6 protein-coding genes are annotated in these 10,438 nt (G+C 40.5%); 1 reads left to right on the top strand and 5 read right to left on the bottom strand.

What is annotated here, in order from left to right; all coding sequences use genetic code 11:
- The 5 genes from WKF69_RS00600 to WKF69_RS00580 form a co-directional block, all read right to left on the bottom strand.
- Positions 1-690, bottom strand: a 690-nt coding sequence (locus WKF69_RS00600; RefSeq protein ID WP_340378587.1) for a two-component regulator propeller domain-containing protein, incomplete at its 3' end; no start/stop codon positions are given.
- A gap of 92 nt (positions 691-782) precedes the next feature.
- The gene (locus WKF69_RS00595) at positions 783-2,894 is read right to left on the bottom strand and encodes a beta-L-arabinofuranosidase domain-containing protein (RefSeq protein WP_340378586.1); all 2,112 of its coding nucleotides are present in this window, start codon (positions 2,892-2,894) and stop codon (positions 783-785) included.
- A 99-nt stretch (positions 2,895-2,993) separates the two neighbouring features.
- Complete coding sequence (locus WKF69_RS00590; RefSeq protein ID WP_340378585.1) at positions 2,994-4,724, bottom strand: RagB/SusD family nutrient uptake outer membrane protein; 1,731 nt, start codon at positions 4,722-4,724, stop codon at positions 2,994-2,996.
- Between the two features lie 110 nt (positions 4,725-4,834).
- Positions 4,835-8,032 carry a TonB-dependent receptor gene (locus WKF69_RS00585; protein WP_340378583.1) on the bottom strand — a complete coding sequence of 1,066 codons (3,198 nt, stop codon included), beginning with the start codon at positions 8,030-8,032 and terminating at the stop codon, positions 4,835-4,837.
- A 336-nt stretch (positions 8,033-8,368) separates the two neighbouring features.
- Positions 8,369-9,394: a glycoside hydrolase family 43 protein gene (locus WKF69_RS00580; RefSeq protein ID WP_340378582.1), complete on the bottom strand. Its 1,026-nt coding sequence runs from the start codon at positions 9,392-9,394 to the stop codon at positions 8,369-8,371.
- A 353-nt stretch (positions 9,395-9,747) separates the two neighbouring features.
- On the opposite strand from WKF69_RS00580, the gene WKF69_RS00575 reads away from it, so the two are divergent.
- On the top strand, positions 9,748-10,275 hold the full coding sequence (locus WKF69_RS00575) for a transposase (RefSeq protein ID WP_340378581.1): 528 nt from the start codon (positions 9,748-9,750) through the stop codon (positions 10,273-10,275).
- Positions 10,276-10,438 lie beyond the last annotated feature (163 nt).

Here is a 10,438-nt window from a genome sequence, read left to right as displayed (position 1 = left end):
ATCTAATCCCTTGTATAATGACAGGATCAAATTACTGGAAAGCTCGCCAGGTTCTGATCCTGCCTTAAAATGCTGAAGCTTTTTACTAACGGGATCTAACACGTCGACCCCACCGCCAAATGCCGCTATCCAGATATTGCCATCATCGTCTTCTATTGTTCTCCTTATTTGATTTGAAGAAATCGTTGTTCTGTCATTGTTCTTGTTCTGGTAGTTAATTAGCTTTTCAGAAGATAGCTTATATTGATAAAGCCCATGATTTCTTGTGGAAATCCAGATTGATCCTTTACTATCTTTCATTAAATCAAAGACAGCTTTATTGGCCAGCGCTTTAATCGGATTAAAGGTTTCCTTCTCCATATCCAGAATGTATACTCCCAGATCAGTGGCTATCCATAGGTGCGACTTATCAAAATTTAATATTTTATGTATAAAGTTGCTCCCCAAAGACTTAGCATTGCCCTTATTGTATCTGAATGATTTAAAATTATAGCCGTCAAAACGATTCAAACCATCTTTGGTACCGAACCACATGTAACCCTCGCTATCTTGAGAAATTGCCCAAATTGTATTTGAGCCCAGGCCATCATTAACCGAATAATTACGAAAAAGGATTTGCTGGCTAAAGGCAATACTAGCTATTAGAGAAAATAATATAGGTAAACAGAAGTATCTGATAAAATATTTCATGAAACTCACGCACCTAAATTAACTTTTAAAAGGCTATTTATAATAGCCTTTACAGAATTGGATTTGAAAAGACGTATGCGATTGAAGTGAAATCAATCAATTACCTTAAATCTGCTAACATTTATGAAACTATCTTTTGACTCCGGGTTCTTTTCTCCCGATACGGAAACAGTCACCAGATGTTTGCCCCTATATAAATTATTGTACATTTTTTCTGTTTGCAATTCACCTTCTTTTGGATTGTAAGTATCAATCATATCGACCTGTTTACCGTCAATTTCAACTTTCATTTTACCGGAATTCCTGAAACCACTAATAAGAATTACTATCCCAGTTCCGGTAAAGTTGGTGCTTACACTGGCATTTTTTTCATTGCTAAAATATGGCCCTTTTGCTTTTTGCCAGTTTCCCTTAAACAGGAGGTTTTTTTCTGGCACAAAATTCTTAACTGCAGGATCAAAGTATAGTATATATGGTTCTTCTGCGGCAAACTCGTAATACGGACGAAGATTAAGATCAGGGTGTTTCTTCACCCTGAAGGTTAAAGGAGTGCCTGGCACGAGGCTAAAATTAGCCGCTAAATTATTTTCATCAGCAATAACTGAGGGATACTCGTCTGTTACATTTACAGCCATTGCGACAGGCCCGTACATAATTGCTGTTGGAAATTGCGAGGAATCGTCCAATCTGTCGGCATATAGATTCATTGGGAAGACAATTTTTATTCTATCTCCATTCTTCCATAACCGGTCTACCTTCAACCAGTTATTAATAACAACGGGCCGTACAACTTTACCGTTTACCCAGATAACCGGGGTTTGCTTAGCCCACGACGGATGCCTGAATGCCAGTACTACCTTTTTACCCAATGTATTCGATGTTATATCAAATTCTGTGTGGTTCGTTTCAGGGTATGAAGTTGTTTGATTGACTGAAAGCCCGTTCCAGCTTATTTCCGATGGAGTATACAGGTTAACGTATAAACCATCAGCACCTTTGAAATAAACCAGATCCGCGTATTCAGCTACCGCCTGAGGGCGCGTCCCTACACAACAGCTCCATCCCAGATGATAATTGTGCTTAGTACCCTGCCGGGGATTATAGTCTGAATAATACAGCACTTTGCCATCACCAGACATAGGGATATTTGCCCCTATCCCATTTATAGTCATTTTCTCAATCCAGTCGCCATATTTTGCATCCCCAGTAATTTCCATCAAGTATTTACTGAATTTAAAAATCGCCCACGAACCACATTGTGTTTCAAATGAATTATGTGTTGACCTGAGTGCCTCAACCAGCTTATCTTTCGGTAACAGGCGTTCATTCGGACCAAAGCCCCCGGCTGCAAATGTTTGGGTGTTTGTAAAGAAATCGTAAGCGTTTTTAATTATTTCCTCATACTTTTTATCACCGCTTGTCAAATATGCAGCAGCAGCACTACTTAAAGTGTTTAAGTGGCTGTACCCATGGTGCCTTGTTTTTTCTATAGGAGGGGTGCCTTTCAGGTAGGAGTTCCAGTAGTCTGAATACTCCCAAACCTCTCCAAAATCACGGTATTTTTTATCTTTTGTAACCTGATACGCCCGGTATAGATTTTCAGAAAGTGTATACCATTCTGATTGAGTTTGTCCGTAAATCCGTTCCCTGGTTAAATTTTTAATTGCCCAATCGCTAATTATATCAAGTTGCAAAAGTGCCTGCTTATCACCGGTGAACAAATGTGCGTCAACCAATCCCCCAACCATTTTCTCATATACATAATGTTTCGCGTTTGGCTTTTTTGAGTAGAAAAAATATCCGTCCTTGTCAATCGTTTTTGACCATTCATAAATCAGATCAGATACCTTTGTTTTCAAAGCTTCGTTACCCGATACCGCATACAACCTGCTCATTCCGCTTAACAACTGACCAAATATATGGAACAGGTCATTGCTGTACCACCCGCCCAAATTTTTAGCGCCGTAAGTCGGAAGCCCCGCACGCTCCCGAAAGCCTTTTAAAAGATCGTCATTGGAAATAGCGAGGTAATAATTTTCAACTTCGGTGAACTGCCGCGACAAAGGGCTATTTTGAAGCTTTACCTCATTATATTCAAAAGGTGTCAATACCATCCTTCTAGTATCGAAAACCTGTTGCTGCGCAAGCAGCGTACAAGTTTGAATAAGTACAAGTGTGGCTATAAACGAAATTTTCTTTATCATTTTATAAGGCAGGATAACCTGAGTAATATTGCGGATAATACACTATTAAAATACGGAAAAAAAGGGAAGCAGTGCTGCTTCCCTTTTCCAATGTATTTACTACCAACCGGTATTTTGAGGTCCAAAATTCGCATTTTGATTAATCTCTGTCGCAGGAATAGGAAATAATAAGAATTTAGGTACAGTTACGTTCAAAATGGGAGCATACACTGCGTTTGCCGCTGTGGGTGTAAACCTTTTGGTTGTCGTATTAAACCCAGTTGGAAGAACTCTTGGAAAGTTGGCGGCATCGTTTAGTATAACCTTAAATTGGTATTCGTACATAGTTTGGGTGGCACTTAGAGGACTTCTCATTCTAACCAGATCAAACCATCTCTGGCCTTCTCCCACCAGTTCTAATCCACGCTCATCAAAGATCTTTAAACGCAGCTGATCTTTTGTAAGTGCTACAGAAGTGATATCTGCCGGGATTAGCCTTGCTGTACCATCTGCTCTTCTGGCGCGAGCCCTAACCATATTAAATGCGGCCCTTGCTGCTGCGGTGTTTCCATTCAACTCATTTTCAGCTTCCGCTTTAATTAAATACACTTCCGCAAAACGAATTATGAAAAAATCGTTGCCATGATTTCTGCCATCCTTACCCGTTGCATCTATATATTTTGAAAGCAGCGGGTCATTGATCGTCCCGTCAGTTGTTGATCCGGGAACTGTTGACCCCGGAATGTTAGGATAAACAGCAAAAAATTTATTCACGTTATTAACTCCTCTTTGAAAAAATGCTTTTTCGTTCCTGTAATCAATGTTAGGAGTAAATGTTGATATGCCGTTACTGTAATCACCCTTACGATAATAATCAGCAAACCAATGCGCCACACGATAAGTGTTTCCTCCGTTTGCACCTCCGGCTGTTACACCCCAGGTATTACTTGATGCAAACCTTAACGCAAACTCAGACCCTGCTGCAGGTTGTGCCCGGGCGGATGCATCCGTTTGAAACCGTACACCGAAAATCACTTCTTTGTATGCAGCATTTTCTTTCGCTATATCAAAAAGATCTCCATAATCATTCAATAAATTGTATTGTGCGCTATTAATAACAGAATCGGCGTATAAACTGGCATTCTGGTAATTCGTTGTTGGCGCCTGTCCTTTTAGTGATAATTGGTTTCCATAAGTTAAATAAGCCTGGGCGAGCAAAGCCTGAGCTGCTCCTTTTGAGGCTCTGCCTAATTCTCCGGCAACGATCTGGCCTTGCAACGGCAGAGAACTCGATGCAGCTTTCATATCCTTAAAAATCTGTGCGTAAACTTCATCCACAGTATTTCTTGGTTTATAAAAGTTTGTAGAAGCATTAGCTTCTTCAATATTTAAGGGCACACCACCATATAATCTGACTAAATAGTAGTAGGAGAAAGCTCGTATAAAATAAGCTTCCCCCAATGCACGTTTTTTATAAGCCGCACTCAAAAATGTAAGTTTATCAAGCGTTCCGATCAGGCTGTTCGCATTTCCGATAGTAGAGTAAAGCCTGTTCCAGAATGGGGCTGTATTTGTACTTGTCAAAGATCTATCCTGGTATGGTCCATATTCCGATCCGGCAGTCGAGTATATGTCATCAGCCATAACCGTTAGCATAATATGCCCTAGAAATTTGAATCCACTAGGGTCGTTTAATTGAGAGTATAAACCCCTTATTACCGCAGTTACATCCGCCTCAGTCTGAAGATTGCCCATGGTAGGAGTATCTCTTAATGTCTCATCTAACTGGCAGGAATTAAAAATCATTGTTGTTGCTAGTAAAAAGCCTGAGAAATATTTTAATATTTTCATCTGTTTATTTTTTTAGTTTTTAAGGTGATGAAGCTATCATGATTTAATAATCTTACCCCCTGCGGGTTTTGGCAAAATCATGATGGTTTCATCTTATCTATCTTTTATGATTAAAAAGTAAGTTCTAAACCTGCTGAAAAAGTCCTTGCCTGAGGCAGTGTTCCAAAATCAGTACCACTCATCAGCACCCTGTTTCCGAAGGCATTTATATTCGGATCATATCCCGAATACGGAGTTAATGTAATCAGATTCGTTCCTGTAATATATGTTTTCAGGTTTCCTAACTTCAAACCCGCAGGCAACTTGAACGTATATCCAACGGTGGCATTTTGTAACCTGATAAATGACGCATCCTCTACGAATAAATCAGGAAAACGCTGTCTCATTCTAATCGCCGCTGTAGTTAGGCGAGGATATTTGTTACTTGTACCTTCGCCTCTCCATCGGCCATCATAGGCATCCTGAAAGGAATTAAAATTACCATTGGTATTATTAGCACCCGTTATCCACCTGTTGAGATTAATTATCTCGGCACCCTGGCTACCGAAAATACTCATGCTAAATGAAAAGCGCTTATACGAGAGGTTTGAATTGAACCCATACGTAAAGTCGGCGCTTGGATTACCGATAACTGTTTTATCCAGCTCATTAATCTGCCCATCATTATTGATATCTGCATATTTAATATCACCTGGTTTGATGGTTGACCTTGTGTTATCAACAGCCAGACCCGGATCAGTATTAATTTCTGTCTGGTTCTGATAAATTCCCTGAGTTTTATAACCCCAGAACGAAGAAATCGGAAAACCTGGTTTAGCAACTTGTATTGGCTGACCTAGTACAATAGCTCCGGCAGAGATATAACCTGTTCCGAAAATGATTGATGAAGGTCCAATATCAACTACATTATTATCAAAAACGGAGAAATTTGCTCCCGCATCCCATTTAACAGCACCACGTAATATGGAGAATGTACCTTCAACATCGATTCCCTTATTGGTTACATTTCCCACATTGGTATTGTAATTCACAAATCCTGACGACGCCGGGATAGGCAGGCTAATTAACAGGTCGGATGTCTTTTTCTTGTATACATCCACGCTCACGGAAACCCTGTCTTCAGCAAAACCAAAGTCAGCACCGACGTTATACTGCTTGGTGATCTCCCATTTTAAGTCAGGGTTTGCAAAGTTATCGATTATATAACCCGGGGTAATTGTGGGGCCCACAACACCATTGTTTATACTATAGGTAGCCTGGGTAGCACCAATTGCAACATTCTCGTTTCCTGCAATACCAAAGCTGGTACGAAGCTTAAGCGTTGATAAAAACTTGACATTATCTTTAAAGAACTTTTCGTTAGAGACATTCCAGCCAAGGCCAACAGATGGAAATAATTGCCATTTATTACCCTCCGCCAAACGTGTAGCCCCATCATATCTTGCGGTTAAGGTTAAGGAATATCTTCTATCATAAGCATAGTTAAGCCGGCTGATAACAGAAGCGAGTGCTCGTCTTTTATCTGTATTATAAGTTCGCCCAAGCGCTGTAGCACTTGCAAAATTAAAATACGTTAGTGAGTTAGAAGGAAAATCTAAATTAGTTATACTGGTACTCGTGTTTTTCCATGCCTGATAAGAATATCCTCCAACAACATTTAGCGAGTGTTTTCCACCAAAAACTTTACGGTAATTGAGGATATTATCAATAACATAATTAGAATTGGAGTTATCGGCCTGGGTAGCAGAGCCATTTGGAGCAGTATTACCAATGAAAGTCCCGGTAGGGTAATATAGCTGGCGCTTCGAATATAAATCATTCACCCCTGCTGTTAATTTATAAGCCAGATTTTTGGTGATTTTATAGTCCACATTCAAATTTGAAGTCAATGTCCGGATCTGAGTTTTGTCCAGCACTTTAGTAATAACCGTAATCGGGTTGTTGGCAAATGTTTCATCGATGGTCCCATCTTCCAGGTAAGGTGAATTCAAAGGATTGAATGATAGCGCGCCCCCCACAGCCGAAGAACCAAAAATACCTTCCTTATTAGATTGCTGGCCAAAATTTCTGTCGGCAAGCGAGAAGTAATTACGAATGCCCACAGTAAGTTTGGGTGATACTTTCTTCTCATAGTTTACCCTAAGTCCACCGCGTTTAAACCCGGCATTCCGGATAATACTATTCTGGTCCGAAAAATTCCCAGTGATATAGTAATTGCTTTTATCATCCCTGCCCGACACAGAAAGCTGATGGTCCTGAGAAAATGCATTGCGGTAAATCAGGTCCTGCCAGATAATTCCTTGTGTTTTTTCTACCGAATCTAATTGGAATGCAGTAAAGGGTGCAGTTAATCCGTCGTTTAGAGCGGCTTCATTTCTAAAATCCATGTACTGTCTTGAACTCAAAACATCCAGTTTCTTAGGCAGCTGGCTCATGTCCAGGCGTGTGGTGTAAGTAAGTTTATCTCTACCACTTTTCCCTGATTTTGTAGTGATTAGAATAACTCCATTTGCTCCGCGTGACCCGTAAATGGCAGTCGATGAAGCATCTTTCAGAACTTCTATTGACGCAATATCTGAAGGATTGATACTTGCAAGAGGATCTGCAGGAGGAATTACAGCTCCGCCGTCGAGATTCGATCCGGCCTGAGTAGAACCAAGGCTGGATTCGATCGGCTGGCCATCAACAACTACCAAAGGCTGATTACTTCCGGTTATGGAGGTTAATCCACGTATATTAAAAGTCATACCGGCACCTGGTTCTCCCGTGTTATTCTGAATTTGCACCCCCGCTAATTTGCCCTGTAAAGCTTCTGGTACTGATATAACCTTGTTCTCGTTGACATTTTGCAGCTGGATAGTGCTTGAAGAACCATTATAATCGGTTTTTGCAATGGTGCCATAGCCCACTACAACAAACTCTTCAAGAGCTGACGAAGTAGATTCAAGGGTAATATTGATCTGAGTTCTCTTATTTACAGCTACTTCGCGCCTCGCATATCCGAGGTAGGATATTTCAAGTACAGCGTCTTCAGGAACCGTGATAGAAAATCTACCTTGTAAGTCTGTAGCTACTCCAGTGGCACTGCCTTTTATTTTAACAGTTACACCCGGCAATGATTCGCCATTGGCGGCATCTGTAACCGTACCCCGAACTATTATATCAGCAAAAAGCTTGTTTATATTTCCTGCAGCTGCAACTTCCATGCTGCCGGCGAGAAGAATAACCAGTATGATAATCGTTCTCTGCCTAAATAATTCATTAAGAGAAAAACAGACCCCCCTTCTTATATTGTAAATTTTTTCCATAAAGCGTTTTGATTTAGTGTGATTGTTTGGTGTTGGTTCATTGCTTAAGCATATTTTAACTTAGTATCTCCTGACATTTCGTGGTTTTGTTTAGTTTATTTCACTTTGGTTTAGTTAGATAAAGTAATATTACAGCTATCCAGGAGAGATCCTTATCACAATTGTATGAGAAATTAAAAAAAATGTAGCCCTGGCGGATTAAGCATCATATTAAGAAAACTCTCGTTTTTAGCAAGAAATGCACATTCGAATCTGATATTCCTACTTTCGGATGCACAGCAAGGTGGGAAGTAAATCGATCGTGAGTTTACCTGCCTGAGGCTTTATACCAGGAGATCATTCCCCGCCAGGTTTTTTGATAAGGGTACCTGCAACAACGGGAATACCAAATACCGGATTTCCCTTAGCATCCCATGAAAATTGCTGTAGCCGCAGATCGCGGTTCCATCCCGGTGATGATTCCTTTTTACTGTGATAAAAGATCCACCATTCTTTGCCATCCGGAGAGGTAGTAAAGCTCGCATGACCTGTGCCTAATACCTGAGGAGTACCCTGGAAAACCGGCCCGCTCTTAATCCAGTTTTTTGCATCTAAAATAACCCTGGTAGAATCTTTTAACTTTAACTGACCTAACCGATACTCTGGTGTCCAAGACTCCCGGGCAGAATAAATGATAAAGGTGTTCCCTTTATTTTTCAGGAATTGGGGCCCTTCATTCAGGTCGAGCGGCCCTCCCCGTTCCCAAGGCTGATCAGGGCTTGAAATCTTTACTCTTTGAGAGCTGATAGTAACCGGATTGCTCATACGAGCGATATACAAATGCTGGGATGTTTTGTCTGTGGTTGCATTTCTTTCCCAGCCAGACCACGCTGCGTATAATTTACCATTTATTGAAGTTACGGTCAGGTCGATTGCCCAAATCGTCTTTGAGGGATCTGCATTATCATCCCCGGTTTTTAGCATCCCTTTGTCGACATATTCACCCTGAGGGTCATCAGTCACGGACTCCAGTACGCCGGAACGCTGATAGATGAACGGAGGGCCGGATTGACCTGCTGCATAATATATATACCATTTCTTTCCGATTTGGTGCAGTTCCGGTGCCCAAACAGTCTTGCTATTCCAGCTTTTTACAGGCGACTTCCATACCACTTTAGCCGGCCCAATCTCCGTTAGTTTTTTTGATTTGCTTACCATGATCTGCCCTGCTTTAGAACGACAGGTGTAGTAATATTCTCCTGATTTTATAACCCAGGGATCAGCTCCATCCGCGATAGGGTTTTTAAAAGAGTCTTGTGCTGCAAGTACATTATTAACGCCCTGGTTTTCGGCGGTATGCCAGCCGGAAATGCCTGCTAACATTGGCACAAAAATTATGAGAGCGAAGAAATTGAGAAACGTCCTTTTCATCTTGTCGATCCTAATAAATTTTATTTATGCAATAATACAATACAGCGAGGCTTAAACGTATCAATAATGTAGTTTATGCTGACAAATTTTAGGGCAGCCTCCGTTGCCCAAGGCAAGGCTACTGACTTGCGAAGTTTACTAACCAAGCGGAAAGAAACTTCGCTATTCTCGTTAATAATTTAGACTGACGAAGTCACACGCTTGGCGGAAGGAGACTTCGTAAGTCAGTTGCATAGCGTCGATTTTCTCGAGTAAAAGGAATTGAGTTTTTTGTTACCTAAATTTAGGTTATCGTCAAAAGGAATATGGCCGAAGAAGGATACAATTACCATTTGTATAATAGGGGAAATAATAAACAGAAGATCTTTTTTGAAGAAGCGAATTATGTGTTTTTTCTAAAACGATTTGCTGACTACTTATTACCACATGTGGATGTATTTGCGTATTGCCTAATGCCCAATCACTTTCACTTTTTTATTCGTGTCAATAATCCTTACGAATTTGAGAAGGGGATTAAGAACTTCTTTATTTCATACTCGAAAGCTATTAATAAAAAATATAATCGCGTAGGTCATCTGTTTCAGGGAAGATATAAGCTACAAGAGGTTACTGATGATTCTCATTTCACCAGGATTATAACATATATCCATCAAAACCCATATGTTGCGAATCTTGTAAAGAGAATGGAAGACTATAAATATTCTTCTTATCGGTCCTACCTTTTAACAAAACCCAGCATGCTAGAAAGACAAGAGGTATTGGATTGGTTCGGTGGACTGGAAGGGTTTTTCGAAGATCATAAGGTCATTGTAAAGAAGTGGTTCCAAGAATGACTTGCGAAGTTTACTAACTGAGTGGAAAGAAACTTCGCCAGTCTCGCAACAATTTAGACTGACGAAGTCACACGCATGGCGGAAAGAAACTTCGTAAGTCAGGCTACAGACTTGCGAAGTTTACTAACTGAGTGGAAAGAAACTTCGCCAGTCTCGCAACAAT

Source organism: Daejeonella sp. (assembly GCF_037719425.1).
Taxonomy (GTDB): domain Bacteria; phylum Bacteroidota; class Bacteroidia; order Sphingobacteriales; family Sphingobacteriaceae; genus Daejeonella.
The sequence above is the reverse complement of the archived record's forward strand: the minus strand, read 5'-3'. Positions and strand labels throughout refer to the sequence as shown.